Raw genomic sequence first — 22,821 nt, 5'->3', positions numbered from 1 at the left:
ACCGGTGCGGTCAGTTTTGGCCCGTGGTCAGGTAACAGCATACAGAAAAGCATGGCGAAAAGGGGTTATTTGTCACTGCAAGTTCCCCCTTGCTCCCCACTTAGTTGTTAGTCATTCGTCCAAAAATGTTTGGCTCCGTGTCAGAATGAAAAAAAAATGTTTGTATATGTCTCATTTGTCAATGGATACAGGGAAATGGTATACTTGAGCCGGTCTGGCATGCCGTCGAGGACAAACCGCGTTCAGGCCGGCAAACCGGCTCAGGTATGCCGGCTTTTTTATGGACAATTGCGGCCCACGGTCACCGTCCTGGTTACCGGTTCGCTGGTGCCGCAACTGTTGGTGTAGGTGGCCGTCAGCGTATAGGTCCCCGCCTGCTTCACGTTCAGCCCGACGGTATCGTGCATAGCGCCCTCGCGGTAAACCGTGCTGAAGACATAGTCCTTAGGCCCCGTCATGGTAAACGAGGTGGCCACACCACGGCCTGTCAGCCTTACCGGACAAACCGATTCATCAGCCGTGAAGCTCAGAATCTGCGCCGGCGGGGGCTGGATGCCGCCGACTACGACCTGACCACTGGCGGTAGTGGAGCAGACACCCAGCGTGCAGGTCGCCGTCAGCAGACTGGTGCTGCTGCCCGCCGTCAGGGTGATCATGGCCGTTGTGGCACCGGTTGACCACAGGATTTGCCCGCCACAACCGCTGGCGGTGAGGTTAATGGTCTGACCGGGGCAGACGGTGGCAGAGGCGATGGTAAACGGCGGCAGGCTGAAATTCTCCGTGACCGGCAGGTTGTTGCTAACCGCCGAACAACCGTTGGCGCCCGTCGCAGTGACCGAGTAGCCCCCCGTCTGGCTGACGCTGATTGTCGTGGTCGTCTGGCCGGTCGACCACAGCAGGGCGGTTGTTGATGCGGTGGCCGTCAGGGTGAGGTTGGTGTTGGTGCAGTTCAGCTGATTGCTGAGGGCCGACACACTGACGCTGGGTACCGGATTGACCGTCAGGCTGAAGGCCGTGCTGGTGGCTGAGTTGCAGCCCCCTGTTGCTACCAGCGAATAGCTGCCCTGATCGGCGGATTGTACATTGGTTAAACTGAGGGTCGTAGCGGTCTGGCTGAGGATGGGTGCCGGCCCCCCTGACGTGCCGGCCAGGTACCACTGATAGGTGGCAGTACCCGTAACACTTACGGCGACAGGCACTGTGCTTCCTGCGCAGACTACAGAGGCCGAAGGTGGCTGGGTGGTTATCTGCACGGAGGTGTTAATACCAGCCCCCGTTTGCTGAAACTCGGCCGCCCCCATATCAAGCTGGCAGCTGGTGCCTACCAGACGCGGATTGCCTGCTACATCGGTTTGCGGTCCGCCGGCAGCGGCGTAGGTGGTGCTGTTGGCCTGGTCAATGGCCGGTGAAGCGGGTAGCAGGGCGGCGGAGGTGGCGCTGACAAACGGCGAGATCGTTGTGGTCAGGTTGCCCGGACCACTGACATTTACATCGGCGATGGCTGCCAGCGATGGCTCAAAGAGGCTATAGGTTATTGTCAGGCTGCTGCTGTTCAGATTCGACACGGCCTGGCTGCCGCCATGATTCCACAGCACACAGTTGACCAGAGTGGGGGTACTGTCATCGTTGTAAAAGGCCCTGCCGGTTGGAGCTGTATTGCCTTGCAGGCTACAGTTAATCAGATTGGGGTTACTGGTATATTCATTGTAAAAAGCCCCGCCCTGAGTCGATGCCTGATTGTTTTGCAGCGTACAATTGATCAGGTTCACGTTGCTGTTAGTATAGAGATAGAAACCGCCTCCACTTTGGGCAGTATTGTCTGACACAACACAATTCGTCAGCTCCGGTGCACTGCTGTCGCAGTAAAAAGCCCCGCCCTGAGTAGCTGTATTACTCTGTAGCCTGCAATCGGTCAAACGGAGATTGCCTCCACCGCTATAAAAAACGCCTCCCTGATACGCTCTATTATTTTGTAACAGACAGTCTTTTAACTCCGGATTACCTTCATTACAATAAAATGCTCCGCCCTGCCCGCTAGTCCTGTTGTTTAACAGGATACAGTTGGTTAGAACAAAGTTACTGCTGCCTTCACAATTGATGACCCCGCCGCTTCGGCTAGCCTGATTGTTTTCCAAAAGGCAGTTCATTAAAACAGGACTACTGTTGACGTTCAGGAAAACGCCGCCGTTTTCAGCCGTATTATCCTTAAGCGTACAGCCGGTTAGTGTCGGGCTGCTGCCGTAGTTAAAGAAAACGCCTCCATTTCCAGCGTCATTCGTTTTCAGGGTACAGTCCGTCAGCCGTGTATTGCCGCCTCGATTGTAAAAGACCCCTCCCTGCAGGGAATGATTTTTTTCAATTGTACAATTGGTCAGTATGATGTTGCTGTTGTTGGTGTAGAAGACGCCTCCTTGAGCGGCTGTGTGATTGCGCAGGATACACGACGTTAAGGTTATACTGCTGCTTTGGGAGGAAAAAGCGCCTCCAAGACCGGTCGTACCTGCCGAGTTATCTTCCAGCGTACAACCGGTAAGTCTGAGACTGCTGTTTGCAACGTTATAGAACGCCCCTCCGTCGCCGGAGTTATTGCCCCGAAGTGTGCAGTTGGTTAACGCCGGGCTGCCTCCTTCGGTATAAAATGCCCCGCCAATACTACCACCACCGTTGTTGCCATTGTTCAGCAGGCTACAGTTTATCAGCGTCGGGCTACTACCTCTGTTGAAGATGGCGCCTCCCTCTCTGCTGCGATTAGTTTGCAGCAGACAATCTGTCAGCGTCGGGTTACTGGCAATATTACAGATTGCTCCACCCCGACCGCTGCCATCATTATTTTGCAGACGGCAGTTTGTTAGTGTCGGGCTACTCCCGTCATTGTAGATAGCGCCTCCATCATCACTACTATTATTTTGCAGAAGGCAGTTCGTGAGTGTAGGGTTACTGCCGCTATTGTACAGTGCTGCCCCCTGACCGTCGGCATAATTATCCGTCAGTACGCAATTGCGGATCACCGGGCTATTTCCTGCCCTGTTGTAGATAGCGCCATCGTTGGCCCTGGTAATACAAAAGCCATCGAGTATGGCGGTATTATTCAGATTTGTGCCCGATGGATGGTAGAAAATGTGAGTGGTATTGCCATAGAATAACCCGTCATTATTGATCTCTCCGCTCAGGGTGCTGCTGGCCGGATTGCCGGTTATCGGGTTCATATCCGGCCGGCTGCCCAGGCTGGTTTCATTCCCTGCAAAGCCCCCGTAGATGGCCACGCCATTCCGCATCGAAAAGCTGATATTCCTGTCGGTACCGGTAGTAGGCTTGTAAACCCCCGCCGCCACCCAGACCTGCCCGCCCCCGTTTGCGGCGACATAGTCAATAGCGCCTTGCAGGCTAGTGGTGCTGGCAGCCCAGCTGGTGGCCGAAGCGGCCGGCGTGATACCCGTCGTGGAAACGTAGCGGGTCGTCTGGCTAAAGGCCCAATGCGTGAGCAGCAGACAACAAAACAGGCCAATGGCCCGGATCTGTATTCGTACATTCATATGGATTGTTGGTAGTCGGTAGAACCAGTTGATTGAATTCAATAGAAAAGGGTATTCGCTCCGGCAAGAAGCGGACGGGCAGATTAGTAGGCGCATACCCGGCTGATCCGCTGGTGTTCGATGGTATAGATCAGACAAAACGAACGGGCGGTATCGGCCACACCTGTCGTAACACCTTCCACAATCACGTGGTAGGCCCCCGCCGGATAGACTTGTCGCAGCATCAGCGTGTCGGACCTTGCGGGCTGTATCATCCGCCGCAACCGGGTCAGGCATTCAGCGCGGGGAATCTCCACGGCAGTCCCGCCAAGGAGTCGGCCCCGATAGTGTACGGTGGGTGCAAAAAGGGAGTCAGCGCCCGACCAGGCGCGCTGGCTCAGCAAGCGGTGAAGCGTTCGGGTGAGCATCAGATTCGCCGCCTGCGCGGGCTGGTAGTCAGCCTCTGCCCGGGGACGGCAGTCACTCAGCCAGCACACGGTCAGGACAAGCAACAGCACACGGAAAAACATGGTAGAAAAGGGTTCGTTTGCAGCTGCAAGTTCCCCCTCGCCCCCAACTTAGTTGTTAGCTATTCGTCCAAAAATGTTTGGCTCCGTGTCAAAATGAAAAAAAACTTCGTGTATTGTTGCATTTGTAAACCAATACAGCCAATTAGTATAATTGATACTGGCGCAGGATGGCGGTAAAAACCGGGTGGGAACGGTAGGGTTTAAACAGGCTCATCACCTTCATATCACGGTGATAAAAGCCGGCATCAGCTGCTTTTTTGAGGTAATACAGGCAACTGTCCTGCTGGTTCAGACCCGCAAATACCACGGCCCGGTCATAATCGGCACGGGGCACCGTACGGGGTAATTGCCGGATCCAGGCGAGGGCTTCCGCCCGTTTACCCAGCCGGGCCTTACAGTAGACTGCCGCTGACTCGTAGTTCCGGTAGGACGGGTTCAGCCGGAGCAATGTGTTAAAACTACCGATTGCCTTCGCATATTCGGCGCCGTCCAGGTAATAGTATCCTTCGCCGAGGTAATAGATAAACGCATTACCGAAAACATCCTTCCCGCTGCTCAGCGCGGCCAGGGCTTTTTTCCGGTCACCTACGTACACACAATTCAGCACATGGCCCGTCAGCATAACCGGATATAGCGGGTCGAGTTCAATAGCGCGCTGGCTGAGGCGCACGGCTTCGGGCAGGCGGCCGACCGACCGCAGCAAAAGGCTGTACCAGTAGGTGAGCTGGGCGTCGTTAGGCGAATGTTGCAGCCCGATCCGGAACGCATTGTCGGCGGCCTTCCACTGATAGCTGTTATGGTATAGTGACCCAAGGGCCCCGTAGGCAGTACTGTTGGCCGCGTCGAGCCGGATTGCCGTTAACGCCGCCCGCTCGGCTGGCTCATAGGTTGTTTCAGCCCCGGCATAATTCAGTACCCAGAGCAGCATGTAAGCGGTAGCTTTATAGGCATGGGCATCGGCAAACGCTGAATCCAGGGCAATGGCGCGGTCAAAGTAGCTCAGGCTCCGGATCAGATTGTCTTTACTACGCCCGATCAATAACTGCCGTCCCTGCAGAAAGAGGTTATACGCCGCCAGATTCCGGGTCCGCGCGGGGTTGCGTAACCCGCTGGCTGCCGCCGCAGCGGAATCCACCACAACGGTGCCACTGAGCACATTAAGTTGTGTTTTCACATCGCGGACCATCTGGTCGGTCAGGGCGAAAAAAGTCGTGTAATCGCCCTGGTAAACATGCTCCCATTCCCGGATATCGTCGCCGGTCCCGATGAGTTCGAGTTTTACCTGTAGTTTATTGCCTGTTTTCAGCACACTGCCTTTCAGCAGATGAGCCACCTGAAGCTCATCGCCTACCTGCCACATGCTTTTTTTAGTATCCCGGTACTGATCCGATGAGGAACGGGCAATAACCTTCAGGTGTTTCATCAGGGCCACTGAGGCGTATAACTCATCCATAATGCCTTCGCAAGCCGGATTTTTCCCGTCAGCACCCAGATCCACAAAAGGCAGCACGGCAACCGTATTGCGGGCCGGTCCCGGCATCACTGCCGGATCTGCCTGGCGGAAAGGCGGCCATACCCACAGCAATACAATAGTCAGTAGTATAAACGCCGCTCCGGCTCCGGCTAACAAGCGCCGCCGGAGCTGCCTGACCGGTTTGGCAGCAGGTTTTACCGGTATGTGCTGCACGGGCTCTGCTGCCGGTATAAGAGGTACGGGAGCGATTCCGGCCGCCACGGGCTGCTCCGGTATGGTATCGTATGCCTGGTGAGTTTTCCGGAACTCAGTAGGCGGTATACCGAACTCTTCCGTAAAATAGGTACTCAGATTCTGTGAACTGGTAAAACCGGTCAGATCGCAAATCTCTGTGATCCGCAGCTCCGTATCGAGCAATAATTCTCTGGCTTTCAGGAGCCTGCGCTTTCGCAGGTAACGCGTCGGAGACAGACTGGCTTCGTCTTTCAGAATACGGTACAGTTGAGAGCGGCTGATGCCCAGATACTGGCAAATGGATTCTATGGAAAAAGAAGGGTCATCAATCCGTTCGTCGATCAGTTTATTAAGGATGTCAATAAAACTCTCTCCTGCATTGTACATAGGGTTACAATAGACTCTGTCACCAACAAATATACTAGCTTCCCCTAATTTCGTTTACTTAGTATTTACTGTCATGCTATTTTTTTGTACATTAACATGATTTTATATCAACATCATATACATATTTTTTACTAATGAGCAGTCGTCAAAGCATTCTCTGAGCCTGCCCGACAGCAGACCTCACTGACCGGCTATTACCTTCACATTCCGGAACATATAGGCATTGTCGCTGAGCCGCAGGGTTTTGCCGCTGGTGGTCGTTACATTCCGGACAATCACCTCTTTCGGCGTAATGTAGGGGTATTTTTCCTTGTAGGAATCATCCGTTAGCTGCGGATTGATGTTGGCGAAAATAGCCGGCCCCTGATACGTAGCCGGATGGCTGGTATCCTCAATCCGGACGTTTTCAATGGTGATCCGCTCCGGCATGTAGCACGTGTAGCCGAAATCGTGCTGCCCCGAATACGATCCGCTGATCAGATCGGCGCTGACGGGCTTGCCGTTGGCCGGCACAAACACACAATCACGAATGATCAGCTCACCCTGCCACGTGCTGCCGTAGTCGGAACGCAGGTTCACAATGCTCCGCCCCCGGATTGTTGATTTTTCGATCAGCAACCGGCCGCTGCCAATCGCGTTGATCCCCATGTGGCCGAGTGTCGAGTTACGGATGGTCGCATTGGCTACGCCCTGGTGGGCATCAAAACGCGACAGGACACAGTGGTCATACAGCAGGTTTTTGCAGAAATTAGACCCCAGAATACCCCAGTAAGTCGCATCGTTGATGTCGTTTGTCTGGCTGCAATTCACAAACGAGACATTCAGGGCGCGGTTGGCCGACAGGTCATAGGTGCCCATCGACACCGGCTTGCCGGCCGCACCGATAGTACTATACGTCCGGTGTCCGGTCAATACAGCATCCTTAATCGTCACATAGGCGCAGTCGCCGATGTTCAGAAAACCGCCGTAGGGTGCGCCGTGATCTCCTTCGCCGGTGATCTCATGCCGAATCCCCTCTACCACCACATTTGACCGGCGGACGGCAATGTTCCGGTTATAGTAGGTATACTTCGATTCCGCTTTGTTGGCGATGGTTGTAAACCGCCCTCCGGTGATTTTCAGCGGTGTCTGATCAATCGGCAAGGCGGTCATGTCCGTAATCTGGTCAAAGTCCCAGATCACCGGCGATTGCATATCGACGTTACCGTTCTGATCGACCACAAAGATATCAGTCTGCGATGAGCCGTTGTTCTGGTTGAGCCCGAACCGGATGTATTGCTTTACGTTTGCGTTCGTGACCGTAATCAGGCAAGGCCCTGGCAGCGACAGGTCGATTTTGGGCTGATTCCGCTTCAAGGACGTGATAGCCGCCGTTTTAATTGGTTTCAGGTCAGAACTAACCATAAACACAGATGCATTCCGGTTCTGTACGTCGGTGTCGTCGATGATAAAAGCGGCGGTCCCAAAATCGGTATTGGTCCGGACATACGCCGTCTGTTCCTTACCGCTGATATAATAAGTGGCTCCTTCGTCGGCTTTCACGGTAAGACCATGTTGGTTAGCAAACGCATGGGTTGCCGCAATGGCATCAATGTCATCGGTCTTACCATCGCCCTTAGCTCCGAAATCACGGTAACGCACCTGTCCGGCCGCTTTAAATCTGGCGACATCTTTCGGGGCAACATTGACCAGCAATGCGCCGTTTCCGCCAATGGTTACCTCCGTTTTCTTTTTTTCAGAGGTGATGACCACATTGTCGGACGGGCTTTTCGGTTGTGCCAGCAGCGAAACCGCGTGAATTACCAGCAGGGCAGTCAGAAGCGTATACTTTGTCATGGGTTTAGTTGAGTCATCGTACTGCCGCAAAAGGGCCGGATCAGGGGAATTTACTCAGTAATCCGGGGGCGGATGCAGCGGATAGTTTCTGTCATTATATTTTGCCGGCTGAATCCTTCTTATACGAATACGTAAACAACACCTTATGCGCACAACCCGCCTGATCATCGCCCTGCTTCTGACCCACCTCAGCGGATGGGCGCAGTCTCCGAAACAAATCTGTATTACTGTCGATGACCTGCCTGTTGCCTCACAACGCCCGCTGAGCGCCGGTGCACGGGATACCCTGACCCGAAAGCTGTTAACGCATCTTACGGCTTACAAAGTCCCCGCAATAGGTTTTGTCATCGGCCGGCCGCTGCTCCGCAACAACCAACCTGACCGGCAGCAGATCAGCCTGTTGCACCAGTGGCTGAAAGCCGGTATGGAACTCGGGAACCATACCTTTGCGCACAAAGGCTATAACTATATCCCGGCGGCTGAATACCAACAGGACGTGGCCGGTGCAGACCGGGTGCTCCGGCCCATACTCAGGCCGTACGGGCAGCGGCTCCGCTATTTCCGGCACCCGTTTTTACAGCGGGGGAATACCGTCAGCAAACGGGACTCATTGGTCACCTACCTGCGCGACCACCAGTATCGGGAAGCGCCGGTGAGTATCGACAACTCGGATTATTTGTTTTCGGCGGCCTACGAAACAGCGCTCGTCCGCAAGGATACGGCCCTGGCCGCCTCCATCGGCAAAACCTATACCGGCTACATGCTGGCGTGTGTACACTATTACGAAGCTCAGGCCGATTCGCTGTTTAAACGCCCCATTGCCCATATTTTGCTCACCCACGCCAATGCTGTCAATGCGGATTACCTGGGTACGATACTGTCGGCGCTGCAACAGGAAGGCTATCACTTTATTTCACTGGACGATGCGTTGAAGGACCCCGCCTATCGCTCACCCGATACATTTGTGAACAATGGCGGTATTTCCTGGATACACCGCTGGGCACTGACGCAGGGAAAACGCGGGGGCTTTTTCAAAGGCGAACCAGAGGTGCCGCAGCTGATTTCTGACCTGACTGAAAAAAAATAAGGGCTCCCGGAAAGCCGTCTGCGACTCCGGAAGCCCTCCGTATGGCTACTGTTCTATTTTTTAGATACTGCCTTTTTCAGCAGCGCGTCAATCTCCGCCGGTTTGTCGGGCAGCGGCGCATTGCGTTTGACAAATTTGCCGGTCGGACTAATAATGGCCGCCGTTGTTGTGCTGATAGACTGTAGTTCGATCATGGCCGATTCATACTGGGTATTTGTCATTAACAGGTGATCGCCCTGCAGCTTGTAGCGCGCCATAAATTCGGGGACAAACCGCTTCATACCATCTTCGGCCGGAGCCACATAGAGCAGCGCAAAATCGCGGGGGTTGTACATGGCTTTCAACCGCTGGGCCTCAATGGCCATTTGCCGGCCCAGCTCTTCATTCGGGTCCCACGCCAGCAAATAGATGACTTTCCCGCGATTGGCGTTGATTACCTCCCCCAGAATTACACCGGCACCCGCCAGATTATCGGTGGTTACCAGGATGCCGGTTTCCATTTCCGTACTCGTGAGCACACGCTTACCCTTAATCCGGGAAATGGCTTTTTCAATCCGGTCGCGGTCTTTTACCTGAATGTAGTATAATTCTTCCAGCGACGCCTGCCACAGTGGATACCGGATTTTAGGCGCCGAGTACTGATGCAGTAAGTCGGCCGTTGCCAGTGTAAATTCAGGCAGTGTATTGGCAACCCAGTAGGCCGCCATGTACTGCAACATCAGCGAATCTTTACTCGTCAGGAATTTATCGGCACGGTTTACCCAGGCTTCGTAATTGATAATCCGCGAAAGCGTATCGGAGTTGCGGCGCATGAGCTGTTCAAAAAAGCGGATATCCACCGTACGGGCCGTTTTTTTGGTTTCAATATCATTCAGCCGCGTCAGCTCCGTTACGGTTAGGTCCGGGGTATACACCCGCAGAATCGCGGCCAGCTGATCCACGCCTAAGCCACCGGTCTGCGAATTGGTTATAGAATTCCGGATCTTGCTTTCAAGCATATCGGCATACCGGTTTGTGGCATTGGCGCGGGCGGCCGTCAGGATTTTATCATTGGCCGGCCGCAGCGAATCGTCCAGCGTCACCGTTATGTTGCCAAACTCGGCGGCGGCTTTTTCATACATGAATGCCGCCGTATTGTACCGGGCCACGTTCATCAGCCATGTGTTCAGCAGCGGCAGCGGCCGTTCCTGCTTCATAAAACCAGCCAGTGGCTCCCAGTTGGTCGTCATGAGCAGGTTATACAGTTCCTTGTCTTTCATACCGCTGGCCTGGCGCGACAACGATTTACTGTCCATTTTACTTTTATAACCCGCCTCAAACGCCTTATACCGCGCATATTGCTGGTTTACAGCGGCATTGGCGCCCTTGAACCGGAACGGAACCGCCGACGAAAACAGCGAATCAGCGTCCAGTTCAATCATAACGTTACCGGCAGAGGCCAAGAACCCCGTCGTGATGTTATTAAAATTGAAATACATCTCCTCGTAGGGAAAAATCAGCGGTACCGACACCCGGAAGCTGCCATCCGGAGCCAGTTGGGCAGGCCGGATCAGTTCGCGGCTGGCTTGCAGCACATTATTACGGCTGATCGCAACTTGCGGCGACTGACGGTACATAGCCGGTGTCAGGTGCCGGATACGGCCACTGACAATCACAGAATCGGTTTGCGCAAAGGTTACCGTCGAAACCAGAAAGAGTATCCAGGTAAGGTGTTTCATAGTATTACATTATCAACTGCCGTGACTCAAAGTTACGGCTTCAAACCTTTTTTCCATGCGTTTGAGCGGGGTTGAGGTATCATTCTTAACGGACAACTATCAGGTTTAGCGCATGGTTTACTACCTGCGGCCGAAAATCGCTATCTTTGCGGCTACATCTGTAAAATTCAATGAGATCAGGAACTTACCGCGTTTTATTACGCAAAGAACCGGAAGGAACATATACGGCAATGGTCCCTTCTATTCCAGGCTGTGTAACATGGGGAGAAACCATTGAAGAAGCCATTGCCATGGCTAAAGAAGCGGCAGAAGGATGCCTGGAAGTCTATGCCGAACAAGGTATTGTTATGCCGGATGATAGTGAAACTTTTGAATATACTATCCAATTACCAACTAATCAGGCAGCTTAATCGCTATGGATTTTTCTGCCAAAAGACTAATGCGATTACTTGAAGAAAGAGGTTGGGAACTGGCAAGGATCAAAGGAAGTCATTATATCTACTTCCACAAAGAACTGAACCGAACCATTCCGGTACCTGTTCATGGTAACCGCGATATTCCGAAAGGGACTTTTTATACAATTCTAAAACAAGCCGGGATCGACCGTACTGACGTCTGAACAGACACATACATTATGTTTGAAAATCTTCAGGATAAACTCAATAAGGCCATCAAGACCCTGAAAGGGCAAGGCCGGATTACGGATATCAACGTGGCGGCGACCGTGAAGGAAGTCCGCCGGGCACTGACCGACGCCGACGTTAACTACAAGGTAGCGAAAGAAATTACCGACCGGATCAAGGAAAAAGCCCTCGACCGGAAAGTATTGATCGCCGTTGAACCCGGTCAGCTTTTCGTCAAAATTGTTCAGGAAGAACTGACCGACCTGATGGGTGGTCAGGCCCAGAGCATCAATACCAAAGGCGACCCGGCCATTATCCTGATTGCCGGTTTGCAGGGTTCGGGTAAAACCACGTTTTCGGGTAAATTAGCCAACCTCCTCAAGCGCCAGGGCCGCAACGTATTGCTGGTTGCCTGCGACATTTACCGTCCGGCGGCGATTGACCAGCTGAAAGTACTGGGCGAGCAGGTCGGAGTTGAGGTATACGCGGAGCCTGAAAACAAAAACGCGGTGGAGATTGCGCAGCACGCCATCGAACACGCGAAGAAAACCAACAAGCGCATCGTTATCGTCGATACTGCCGGTCGTCTGGCCGTCGATGAGCAGATGATGCAGGAAATTGAGAACGTTAAACGCGCGATCCAGCCGGCCGAAACCCTGTTTGTGGTTGACTCCATGACGGGTCAGGATGCGGTGAATACGGCCAAAACGTTTAACGAGCGCCTGAACTTCGACGGGGTGGTACTGACCAAACTCGACGGTGACTCACGCGGTGGTGCGGCCCTTTCCATCAAAACGGTCGTTAACAAGCCGATCAAGTTCATCAGTACGGGTGAAAAAATGGAAGCGCTCGACGTTTTCTACCCTGACCGGATGGCCAGCCGGATTCTCGGCATGGGTGACGTAATCTCACTCGTTGAAAAAGCGCAGCAGGCGTTCGACGAAGACGAAGCGAAACGGATCAACGCCAAGATGCGGCAGAACCAGTTCGACTTCAATGACTTCCTGTCGCAGCTCCAGCAGATCAAGAAAATGGGGAATGTGAAGGACCTGCTGGGCATGATTCCGGGCATGGGCAAAATGGTGAAGGATCTGGATATCGACAACGATTCGTTTAAGCCGATTGAAGCCATCATTCAGTCGATGACGCCGAAGGAGCGCGAAAAGCCTGATCTTATCGACGCTAACCGCAAGAAGCGGATCGCCCTCGGTAGCGGCACCAGCCTCACGCAGGTCAACAACCTGATGAAGCAGTTTGAAGACATGCGTAAGATGATGAAGCAGATGAACCGCATGCAGGCATCAGGGAAGCTCAGCAAGATGATGAAATAGCTAAAACGAAAAACGCGGCCCTGGCCGCGTTTTTTTATGTCTTTTATGTAGCGCTGTGCTACACACTAAACTTCTCCAGCCACTGCGCCACCGTCGCGTTCGACAGGTTAAAGATCAGGTTCGGGAACAGCCCCAGCAGCAGTGCCAGCAGCCCCAGCGGAATGAGCATCAGCCGTTCGCGGCCGTTCAGGTCCGTTAACGTATTGTCAACGCCGTCGCGCGTCCAGAGTTGTCCGAAAAACATGCGTTGCAGACTCCAGAGCAGATAGGCCGCTGCCAGTACAATCCCGGACACCGCCAGCGAAGGCAGCCAGCCCGGCAACCATAATGACTGGAATCCGCCCATCAGCGTAAATAATTCGCCGACAAACCCCGAAAAGCCCGGCAGCCCCAGCGATCCGAAAAAGGCAACGGCCGTCAGGACCGCGTAGTTTGGCATCACCTGCAACAGCCCGCGGTAACTGTCGATACGGCGGTCGTGGGTCCGGTCGTAAATCACCCCCACAATCAGGAACAGCATCGCCGACAAAACCCCGTGGCTCACCATCTGGTAAATCGCACCGTTGATACCTTCCGACGTCAGCGAGGCCACGCCCAGCAGCACAAATCCCATGTGCGACACCGACGAATAGGCAATCATTTTCTTCAGGTCGTTCTGCGCCAGCGCATTCAGGCCGCCGTATACAATCGACAGTACGCCCAGGCCAGCCAGCGTCTGCGCGTATTGCGCCGCGCCGTCCGGGAAGAGTCCCCAGGCAATCCGGATAAAGCCATAGCCACCGATTTTGAGCAGTACACCCGCCAGCACCACCGATACCGGCGTCGGCGCTTCGACGTGGGCGTCGGGCAGCCAGGTATGCAGCGGTACAATCGGCAGTTTGATAGCAAACCCGATAAAGACCGCCCAGAAGGCAATCATACGCGCCGGTACGCCCCAGAACGAGGTTTCGCCGGCACCGCTCAGAAACGCATTGGGCAGGTAGTTGCCGCCATCGGCCATGTACCGCAGATCGAACGTATGGACAATCTGCGACGAGCTGATGTTCATATCGGCCAGCTGCGCCTGTACTAGCCGGATCAGGTCGGTATCGACCGATGCAGCATCAGTCGCCAGCCCCGCCATGACCGCCGTACTGACCGGATCCATCACCGACAGGTATAATCCGATCATAACCAGCAGAATCAGCACCGAGCCCAGTAAGGTGTATAGAAAAAACTTGATCGATGCATATTCCCGGCGCGGACCACCCCACAACCCGATCAGGAAATACATCGGCAGCAGCATGAATTCGAAGAATAAAAAGAACAGGAAAAAATCAAGGGCCATGAAACACCCCATGATGGTTCCGCTCAGGAGCAGATACAACGAGAAATAAGCCTTTTGCCGGTGTTCGATGGTCCATGACGAAATAACGCCGATCAGCAGCACTACCGAGGAAAGTACCACCAGCGGCAGGCTGATGCCGTCGATGCCCAGCAGGTAGTCAATGGAGACAACGCCCAGATTACCAAGGGGCAGCGTGATCCAGTCGGCCTGTTCAAGCAGTTGGTACCCTGTCTGTTTCTGGTCAAACTGGGCATAGGCAACAACACTCAGCAGCAATTCGGCCATGGCTACGCCCAGCGTCAGCCATTTAAACGGGATATGCTGGTTGTCGGGCAGTAAGGCCACCACCAGCGCACCAATCAACGGCAAAAAAATAAGTAGTGAAAGAATCATAGTAACCACCAAAGCAACGCTAACAATCCAACAACAGCCGCTGTCACATACGACTGAATACGTCCATTCTGCACCGACCGGACCGCCTGACCGGTTTGCGCGGCCAGCCAGACCGCTCCGTTGACGGTGCCGTCAACAATCAGCCGGTCGAATGCATGCACAATATGCGCCAGTACTACCGTACCGACGCCCAGCCCGCGCACCAGGCCATCGACCAGCCCCTTTTCGGTATGATGCACCGACCGGATTACGTGTGTCGATTTCGGGGCGGCAAGCTGTTTAGCTTCTGCCTCATCATGCTGCTTCGTCAGCGCGGCCAGGTGTTCAACCGGTGCGATGATGAGCCAGTGATACAGGCGGTCAAGAAAACCATACTCAACCGATAGCCTGACCCAAAACGATTGCGGGCTAAGCTGTGTCATCCAGGCATCCGCATAGCGGTAACCTGCCCAGCCACCGGCGGCAGCCAGCAGCAGTGAAGCCGGTGCCAGCCAGACCGGCCCTTCAATTTCTTCAGTCCCGAACAATGTAAAGAACCAGCTGCCGTGTGCCGACAACGGGTTCACGGAAAAACCGATAAACAGCGACAGGGCCGCCAACAGGAACAACGGAATCCGCATCAGGGCATCAGGGCCATGCACATGCGACGCATGATAGCGCCTATCGCCGCCAAATACCAGTTGCAGCTGACGGGCCATGTACAACGCCGTCAGTCCGGAAGACAGCAGCAGCGTCACGGGAATCAGCCAGGCCAAACCGCCCCCCTTCGCACCGGCCCACGCAACGGCACCGGATAAAATGGCTTCTTTCGACAGAAAGCCGGAGAAAAGCGGTAGTCCGGCGAGGGCAGCCGTGCAGATGGCATACACAACAAACGTAGACGGTAAGACTTTCCGCAGTCCGCCCATCTCCCGCATATCCTGCGTATGTACGGCGTGAATCACCGCTCCGGCGCTCAGGAAAAGCCCTGCCTTGAAAAAGGCGTGTGTCAGCAGATGAAACAGTGCCCCGGATACATTACCGGTACCCATACCGGCCACCATCAGGCCCAGCTGCGAAACGGTTGAAAACGCCAGTACTTTTTTAATATCGTTCTGAAAGAGTGCCGAATAGCCGCCCCAGAGCGCCGTGATCGTGCCGACGATGGCAACCACCAGCAGGGCATCCGGCGGCAGCAGCGGGTGAATGCGTGCCAGCAGGAAAATGCCGGCAGCAACCATCGTTGCGGCGTGCAGCAGGGCCGAGACCGGCGTCGGGCCTTCCATGGCATCCGGTAACCAGGTCAGCAGCGGAAACTGCGCCGATTTACCAACACAGCCCATAAACAGGCAGAGGCCAACCCACGCCGGCAGTTGTGTGATCCCGGCTTCACCCGTCAGCAGGCTGAATTCAGTAGTATGTAAGAGGCGGTAGGTCACCAGAATACCGATCAGAAAACCCGCGTCGCCGACGCGGTTCATCAGAAAGGCCTTGGTAGCCGCTTTTGATGCCTGCGGTTTAAACGTCCAGAAGCCAATCAACAGGTAGGAAGCCAGCCCTACCAGCTCCCAGAATGCGTAAAGGACAATGAGGTTCCCGGCCAGCACAATGCCCAGCATCGCGCCCACAAACAGCTGCAGGTACGCAAAATAGCGCGGATGGCGTTCGGGTTGGTCGTGCAGGTAGGAAATGGAGTAGAGCTGTACCAGCAGTGCCACGAAGTGGACCACCAGCAACATCATTACGGTAAGCGTATCAATCCGGATACTAAACGGAATATTCCAGCCCGTCAGGCCCGCCCAGGTGGTACTGAGAGATACCGGTACTTCGGGCATATGCATGGCCAGCCAGCCCGACAGCAGTAACCCTCCCCCCGTCAGTCCGGCTGCCAGCGGCCCCGCCCACCGTTTGCCAACACCTAAAAGCACGGGAAAACCTGTGAAGGGTAGCAGCAGTAACAGCGTCGTGACAATCTGGAGGGAGAAAACGTGGTCGTTTATCATTCCGGGGAAAAATTTAGCCGCAAATATCCTGTTTATCTTAACGCCGTACAAATCAGAATCGGCTTCCGGACAGTTTTCGGGGCTAACCGGCGGCATTTTTCCCCGCTGCATGGCCCAATGGTCCGGTTAAGCACAATAAAAAGCCCCCGATAAAAAACCGGGGGCTCCATAAGGAAAATCCGTAAATTTGTATTAACTGAACCTTACCCGCGAGAAACAACGGTTTAAAACCATACGGTACACCGAACCAAACTGTTCGTAGCACCAGGCTTTAAGTTCTTTGATTTCTTCCCGTACAAGGGATTTAATGGCTTTTCGGAGTTCTTTTTCAAACAAGGCTTTATCGAAACTGACCTTCTCGAGGATCATTTTGATGTACTCCAGCATTGTTGCCATATGATTAATCTTTTTGGTTAAAATAAGCCTACAAACTATTAAGGTAAGGATTAGGAACATCCATTAAATACAACGGGCTAACGCCCGGATTGTTGCTGTAAAGTAAAGATGAATATTGCAATTTTTATAAAAAATTTTGTATTATTTTTTTGTGTGTCGCTGGTCGCTTTTTCGCAAAGTGCTGATAATATTGTAACTATAGAATTAAGTCAATCTACCTTTCCTATCGAACGGCCGTTCACGATTACGGTACAGGTAAGGAACAGTGAAACACGCCCGAATATCGTTTTTCCGGACATCCCGGGATTCACAAAACGAGCTACCTCCATCAGTACGACTAATGTCGAAACCGGCGATAAAACCACTACAAATCAGATCATTACCCAGTCGTACATGGCAAACCAGCCCGGTACCTACCGGCTGGCACCGTTCAGTATTAATGCTAACGGGTTTGTTGCCAGGTCAGAGGGAGCTACCTTGGTTGTGCGTGCTCCGGCAGCAGCCGGCGACGATCAGGATCTGCTTCTGTTACCTACTGAATCGGGGACGGCTTTCCTCGCGGTACGGCCGTCGAAGGGGGCCGTTTATGTGGGCGAGGGATTAACCGTCCGTTTATCACTTTTTGTAGCCGACAATTACCCGTTTGAGCTTGCTTACTGGCAGCTCGACCAGCAGATTCAGGCCATCACCAAGCAGCTTCATCCGCCGAATACCTGGGAAGAAAATGCCAACCTGAAGGAGATCCAGACCGTCCCGATCCTCATTAACGGCCGCCGGTTTACAGAACACCGGCTCTATCAGGCCACGTTCTTCCCGTTGTCGGCCCAGCCCATTAAACTGCCGTCCATCACCCTGCAGATGCGCCGGATCAAACCGTCTGCCGGAGCCGCCAGGCCGGCAGCAACGAATGCCGAGCTGTTTTCGTTTATCAGCCGCCCGATGACGGTTGCCGTCAAGCCCCTGCCGCCTCACCCGATGAGCGGTCAGATTGCCGTCGGGAAATTCCGGCTCGCCGAAAGTATCGAACGCTCAAAAGTTGACGTTGGAAAAAGTACACGCTATTCGTTCCGGATCGAAGGTGAAGGCAACATTGCTTCCTTACAGGCACCTAACGTGCAGGACGCCGCCAACGACCCGGACAACCCGACCATTCTGCCCGCCGGTACCAGCCAGTCAGTAAACCGGAACGGGTACCAGATCAACGGCTATAAGTCGTTTGACTACTTTCTGATGCCCCGGCAGGCACTGTCCTTTCCGCTGAAGAAAGTCTTTTTCTGGGTATATTTTGATCCCGGCGCCGCGCGGTATGACACCCTGCGGTCAGCGATTACGGTGCAGGCGGGCGGCAGCGCCGGACAAACCGCAGCGGCCGGAGAGGCGGTTGTGATCCCGTCGGCCACTGCCGAAGCCGTGTCGATTTATACCGGACTGAGCCAGCTCGACAGCAGCAAACCCTTCATCAACATCCCCGCGATAATTCGGGCAATTGCCAATGTGATATTGATCGTTATGATAATCGGAATGATATTTGTGCTTTTTAGACGCTGATGAGTAGTACATACGGAACCATATTCAAAATTTCAACCTTCGGTGAGTCCCATGGTCCGGCCATTGGGGTAGTCATTGATGGTTGCCCTGCCGGGGTTGATTTCAATACCGGTTTTATTCAGACGGAGCTGGACCGGCGCAAACCGGGACAGTCACGGATTACAACCCAGCGCCGTGAAGCCGACGAATTTGAGGTACTTTCGGGCGTATTTGACGGCAAGACCCAGGGTACACCCATTGCCCTTGTGATCCGCAACACCGACCAGCGCAGCAAGGATTACGGCCATATTGCCGAACAGTTCCGCCCGTCGCACGCAGACTACACCTATACGGCCAAGTACGGCTCCCGTGATTACCGGGGCGGTGGCCGGTCGTCGGCCCGTGAAACAGCCGCCCGCGTGGCTGCCGGTGCAGTAGCCAAACTACTGCTGTCACATCAGGGTATTGAGATTCAGGCCTATGTCTCGCAGGTCGGTAAACTGAAACTTACTAAATCGTACCAGGAACTGGATCTGAGCCAGACCGAAAACAACGCCGTCCGCTGTCCGGATCCGGAAATGGCCGCGCAGATGTTTGACTATATCGACGAGACCCGCAAGAAAGGTGACTCCATCGGCGGTGTGGTCGATTGCGTGATTACCGGTGTTCCGGCGGGCTGGGGCGAACCGGTATTTGATAAACTGCATGCCGAGTTGGGCAAGGCCATGCTGGGCATCAACGCCGTAAAGGGCTTTGAATACGGCAGCGGTTTTGCCGGCGTTGAGCTGTATGGCTCAGAACATAACGATGCGTTCTATACCGACGAGACAGGCAAGGTCCGGACCCGTACCAACCTCTCGGGCGGTATCCAGGGCGGTATTTCCAACGGTGAACCGATTTACTTCCGCACAGCGTTCAAACCCGTTGCGACCATCATGCAGGATCAGGAAAGCGTTGACGTTAACGGCCAGCCGGCGGTGGTGTCGGGCAAAGGCCGTCATGATCCGTGTGTGGTTCCGCGCGCCGTTCCGATTGTGGAAGCGATGGCCGCGCTGGTCCTGGCCGACATGTACCTGCGTAACCTGGCCGCCCGGGTGTAAGCGCAGACAGCACAATCCGGATTTCACAATATTTCCTAATTTTGTCAAAATTAGGAAATCCTGGTCCATCAGTGCCACTGCACAGCGCGGTGGCACTGGTTATTTCTACCAGTACCCATAACCTTTATGCCTGCACTCTTCATCGATACAGAACGGCTGCGCGACCTCAACAGCGGCCTTGGCCAGGTCTGTCTGCACCTGAGCAACGAACTGATCCGCCAACAACCGGCTGATGGCAGCTTCCGGCTCACGTTTGGTGTACCGAAAGGGCAAAGCGGACTATTCGGCGATCAGGTTAATTACCACACCACCGGCTGGGTCGACCGTATCGTGTCTAAACCCTATGACCTGTGGCACGCCCTGCACCAGGATGCGCACCTGCCACCGGTCAGTCCGCTCTCCGGTAAAAAAGCAAAGATTGTCCTGACTGTACACGACCTGAACTTTCTGGATCGTCCCGATTACTCTGACGCAAAAAAAAGGCGGAAACTGGCCCGGCTGCAACAGAAAATAAACCGCGCGGCCGTCGTAACCGCCATTTCGGAATATACAGCCAGTGTGGTCCTTCAACACCTGACGCTCCGGCCCGATCAGCCGCTGAAGGTTATTTACAATGGCTTGAATCAGCGACCGGCCCATACACCCGCGCCGGACTTCAGGCCGTCCTTTGCTGAACAGCTGACCAATACGCCGTTTTTCCTGTTTCTAGGCGTTGTGCATCCGAAAAAGAACTGCCATGTGTTGCTGCCCCTGCTACAGGCTTTCCCGGACTACAAACTGGTCGTTGCCGGCGATGATTCGCACGACTATGCACAACACATCCGCGAACAGGCGCAGAAAATCGGCGTGGCAGAACAACTGCTTATGACCGGCCCCATCAGCGAGGACACCAAATGGTGGCTCTATGAACACTGTGAAGCCTTTCTGTTCCCGTCGCTGACTGAAGGGTTTGGTCTGCCCGTGGTCGAGGCCATGAGCATCGGTAAGCCGGTATTTCTGTCTAACCGCACCAGCCTGCCCGAAATCGGCGGTTTCGAAGCGGTATTCTGGGAAAACTTTGAACCGGATTACATGGTCGAAACCTTCCGGAACGGGATGATGGCCTATTACGACGATACCCTGAAAGCCGACCGCATCCGCTGGCAGGCCAAACGGTTCAGCTGGGAAAAAGCCGCGAAGGCGTATTGGGAGGTGTATCAGGGATTGATCGGGTAAGATAGTACCGCCAGCTCCCTACCATATAAAAGAAGCGGCACGACCCGAAAGTTGTGCCGCCGGGATTACTTCAGAAAGTATTAGTACCCCAAAAAAAATCTCTATTCTACCCCCGCCGGCAGAGCCACCTCCCCGGGCAAGGCATCGGCAAAGCCCTTCTGATGGGCCCACATCGACTGAAAAACCGTACTGCGCTCCCGCAACTCCATGAAGGTGCCCTGATCAATCACCCGTCCCTGCTCCAGGATGTAGATGTAGTCGAACATGGGCAGCAGGTGAAGCCGGTGCAGGGTCGAGACTACGGCTTTCCCGGCAAACTCAGCCATGATCTGGCTGTAAATCTCAAATTCGGTCTTTGGATCAACGCTGCTGGTCGGCTCGTCGAAGAGCACAATGTCGCTGGTGCGGGCGGCCAGAATGCCCCGCGCGAGGGCCAGCCGCTGCTTTTGCCCGCCGGACAGGTTTACGCCCTTTTCCTGAATGTTGGTCTCCAACCCGTGGGGAAGCTGCGCCAGAATGCTGCTGAAGCGGGCCGTTTCGCAGGCGGCCAGCACATCGGCTTCCGGAAACGGCAACCCGAGCGTGATGTTGTAGGCAATTGAATTCTCAAAAATCTCCGGCTCCTGCGGAAACAGCGTCACCGTATCGGCAATCACCCCGAGGCCGGCTTGCGCCACCCCGTCAATCTCAATCTGCGCCCCGACGGCAGGGGTATAGAGGCCGCGCAGAAGCGTCAGCAAGGTACTTTTGCCACTGCCGCTTTCGCCGATGAGCGCCACCCGTTTGCCCCGCCGCATGTCCAGACTGACCTGTTCCAGCCCCGCCCCCTTCCGGTCGGTGCCGGCATGGTGCTGAAACGTCAGGTTCCGAATCGAAATGGTCTGCCAATCAGCCGGTAACGGTTCACCGGCGTCCGGACGGTGGTGCTGCTGATACGCTTTGGCAATGTCGCGGGCGGTCTGCACGTTGGTGTAGTCCTGCACGATCTGGGTATACTGCCAGGCCACGTCGACGAACACGCTCGTAAAGTTGTTGACGTAGCCGATCAGCGCGACCAGGCCGCCCACCAGAAACACCTGACTGGGTGTATAGTGCTGATACACATAGCCCAGCGTAATGACGGCATAAATCGACACCACCAGCATACTGGCCACAAACCACTTCCATTCGTTGATCCGGATATTGCGGCGGAACGGTGGCAACACCGCCAGTACCTTCGCCATCAGGCTGTGCTCCATCTGCTTTTCGAGCCGCAGCGTAATGACCGTAATGATATTGGACAGGCTGTCGAACAGCGTCGATGACACCACATGCTCCCGTTCGTTGGTTTCTTCGAGGGTTTTGATAAACGGCTTGTCGAAGGCCATAATCACCCAAACCGTCAGCACGCCGAGGCCCACGCCGATAAGGCCGAAGACCGGCGAGAAATACAACATGGCGGCAAACGAAAACAGGCATTTCAAAAGGGTGTGCAGGTAGGTAAAGCCATTCTGGAAAAACTCTTTCAGGGCTTCGTAGGCTTTGCGGATGCGGTTGATGGTGGCGCCGCTGTGATGGTCTTTGTGCCAGCCAACGGGCAGGTGCAGGGTCTGATGATAGAGATCGTCCAGAAAGTTACGGCTGACGTTGAATGCCAGTTCGCGTTCCATGATGCGGGCAGGGCCGTGGAAAAACCATTCGACCAGCTTCAGGGTCATAAAACCGGCAATGTAGAGCCAGCCCGTATGGAGGATGTCGGTGCCTTTGCGCTGAATGGCGTCGATAAACCAGCCAAAGAGTAGCGGGTGCAGCGCGGTGATGATGTTGGCACCCAGAAACAAGCCGTAGGTGAATACATAACGGTGCTTTTCGTGTCGGGCATATTGCCAGGCAATACGCAGCAGGGACACATACGGATTATTCATGATTACAAGTCACAGAACGGCAGGCGCAGTCCTCATACACTACAAAGTTAATAGGTTACGCTGGTTCACCGCCCGGCCATTGCCGATTTACCGGAATTTTGTTGCCACGCCCTGCCCTGTACAACGGAATGCCATTCCGTTTGCCGCCAGCGGCTTACCGGACTATGCCTTCGGCGGAGTTTGGCCCAAACTAACCGATTCCGTACGTTAGCCCTAACCTTATACGGATTCTGCCCTTCCTGAAC

General features: G+C 54.4%; 16 protein-coding genes. 7 read left to right on the top strand and 9 right to left on the bottom strand.

All coding sequences use genetic code 11. The features are described from left to right. Positions 1 to 278: 278 nt before the first annotated feature. From AC23NW_RS01965 to AC23NW_RS01950, 4 genes are all read right to left on the bottom strand, one after another. Entirely contained in the window at positions 279 to 3,533 is a 3,255-nt protein-coding gene (locus tag AC23NW_RS01965) for a right-handed parallel beta-helix repeat-containing protein (RefSeq protein WP_487447359.1), read from the bottom strand. A gap of 83 nt (positions 3,534 to 3,616) precedes the next feature. Continuing rightward, positions 3,617 to 4,042, bottom strand: a complete 426-nt coding sequence (locus AC23NW_RS01960; protein WP_487447358.1) for a hypothetical protein — start codon at positions 4,040 to 4,042, stop codon at positions 3,617 to 3,619. A 142-nt stretch (positions 4,043 to 4,184) separates the two neighbouring features. Further along, entirely contained in the window at positions 4,185 to 6,137 is a 1,953-nt protein-coding gene (locus tag AC23NW_RS01955) for a helix-turn-helix domain-containing protein (RefSeq protein ID WP_487447357.1), read from the bottom strand. 180 nt (positions 6,138 to 6,317) lie between these two features. Further along, a complete protein-coding gene (locus AC23NW_RS01950; RefSeq protein WP_487447356.1) occupies positions 6,318 to 7,973 on the bottom strand; it encodes a hypothetical protein in 1,656 nt (551 codons plus the stop codon). Between the two features lie 145 nt (positions 7,974 to 8,118). Here AC23NW_RS01950 and AC23NW_RS01945 point away from each other — a divergent pair, with 145 nt between their 5' ends. Next, entirely contained in the window at positions 8,119 to 9,060 is a 942-nt protein-coding gene (locus AC23NW_RS01945) for a polysaccharide deacetylase family protein (protein ID WP_487447355.1), read from the top strand. 53 nt (positions 9,061 to 9,113) lie between these two features. On the opposite strand, the gene AC23NW_RS01940 is transcribed toward AC23NW_RS01945, so the two are convergent. Then, the gene (locus tag AC23NW_RS01940) at positions 9,114 to 10,778 is read right to left on the bottom strand and encodes a hypothetical protein (protein WP_487447354.1); all 1,665 of its coding nucleotides are present in this window, start codon (positions 10,776 to 10,778) and stop codon (positions 9,114 to 9,116) included. Between the two features lie 170 nt (positions 10,779 to 10,948). Here AC23NW_RS01940 and AC23NW_RS01935 point away from each other — a divergent pair, with 170 nt between their 5' ends. From AC23NW_RS01935 to ffh, 3 genes are read left to right on the top strand one after another with little or no spacing between them, the layout of a single operon-like run. Beyond that, positions 10,949 to 11,188, top strand: coding sequence for a type II toxin-antitoxin system HicB family antitoxin (locus tag AC23NW_RS01935; RefSeq protein ID WP_487447353.1), 240 nt, complete (start codon positions 10,949 to 10,951; stop codon positions 11,186 to 11,188). Between the two features lie 5 nt (positions 11,189 to 11,193). Next, a complete protein-coding gene (locus AC23NW_RS01930) occupies positions 11,194 to 11,397 on the top strand; it encodes a type II toxin-antitoxin system HicA family toxin (RefSeq protein WP_487447351.1) in 204 nt (67 codons plus the stop codon). Between the two features lie 15 nt (positions 11,398 to 11,412). Further along, positions 11,413 to 12,732 carry a signal recognition particle protein gene (ffh, locus tag AC23NW_RS01925; RefSeq protein WP_293840658.1) on the top strand — a complete coding sequence of 440 codons (1,320 nt, stop codon included), beginning with the start codon at positions 11,413 to 11,415 and terminating at the stop codon, positions 12,730 to 12,732. A gap of 58 nt (positions 12,733 to 12,790) precedes the next feature. On the opposite strand, the gene AC23NW_RS01920 is transcribed toward ffh, so the two are convergent. From AC23NW_RS01920 to AC23NW_RS01910, 3 genes are all read right to left on the bottom strand, one after another. Then, positions 12,791 to 14,452 (bottom strand): complex I subunit 4 family protein, encoded by a 1,662-nt coding sequence (locus AC23NW_RS01920; RefSeq protein ID WP_487447349.1) that lies wholly within the window; start codon positions 14,450 to 14,452, stop codon positions 12,791 to 12,793. Then, positions 14,449 to 16,434 (bottom strand): NADH-quinone oxidoreductase subunit 5 family protein, encoded by a 1,986-nt coding sequence (locus tag AC23NW_RS01915; protein ID WP_487447347.1) that lies wholly within the window; start codon positions 16,432 to 16,434, stop codon positions 14,449 to 14,451. Before AC23NW_RS01915 ends, AC23NW_RS01920 begins: the two co-directional genes overlap by 4 nt. Before the next feature lie 192 nt (positions 16,435 to 16,626). Next, the gene (locus AC23NW_RS01910) at positions 16,627 to 16,830 is read right to left on the bottom strand and encodes a hypothetical protein (RefSeq protein WP_293840649.1); all 204 of its coding nucleotides are present in this window, start codon (positions 16,828 to 16,830) and stop codon (positions 16,627 to 16,629) included. Between the two features lie 153 nt (positions 16,831 to 16,983). Here AC23NW_RS01910 and AC23NW_RS01905 point away from each other — a divergent pair, with 153 nt between their 5' ends. The 3 genes from AC23NW_RS01905 to AC23NW_RS01895 all read left to right on the top strand — a co-directional run bounded on the left by AC23NW_RS01905 (position 16,984) and on the right by AC23NW_RS01895 (position 20,672). Beyond that, complete coding sequence (locus AC23NW_RS01905) at positions 16,984 to 18,378, top strand: BatD family protein (RefSeq protein WP_487447345.1); 1,395 nt, start codon at positions 16,984 to 16,986, stop codon at positions 18,376 to 18,378. Beyond that, the gene (aroC, locus tag AC23NW_RS01900) at positions 18,378 to 19,457 is read left to right on the top strand and encodes a chorismate synthase (protein ID WP_487447344.1); all 1,080 of its coding nucleotides are present in this window, start codon (positions 18,378 to 18,380) and stop codon (positions 19,455 to 19,457) included. Before AC23NW_RS01905 ends, aroC begins: the two co-directional genes overlap by 1 nt. A gap of 126 nt (positions 19,458 to 19,583) precedes the next feature. After that, the gene (locus AC23NW_RS01895) at positions 19,584 to 20,672 is read left to right on the top strand and encodes a glycosyltransferase family 4 protein (RefSeq protein WP_487447342.1); all 1,089 of its coding nucleotides are present in this window, start codon (positions 19,584 to 19,586) and stop codon (positions 20,670 to 20,672) included. A 101-nt stretch (positions 20,673 to 20,773) separates the two neighbouring features. Here AC23NW_RS01895 and AC23NW_RS01890 read toward each other — a convergent pair whose 3' ends face one another. Continuing rightward, entirely contained in the window at positions 20,774 to 22,576 is a 1,803-nt protein-coding gene (locus AC23NW_RS01890) for an ABC transporter ATP-binding protein (RefSeq protein WP_487447341.1), read from the bottom strand. Positions 22,577 to 22,821: the final 245 nt, after the last annotated feature.

This window comes from Arsenicibacter sp. R0_47, assembly GCF_057652235.1.
The sequence above is the reverse complement of the archived record's forward strand: the minus strand, read 5'-3'. Positions and strand labels throughout refer to the sequence as shown.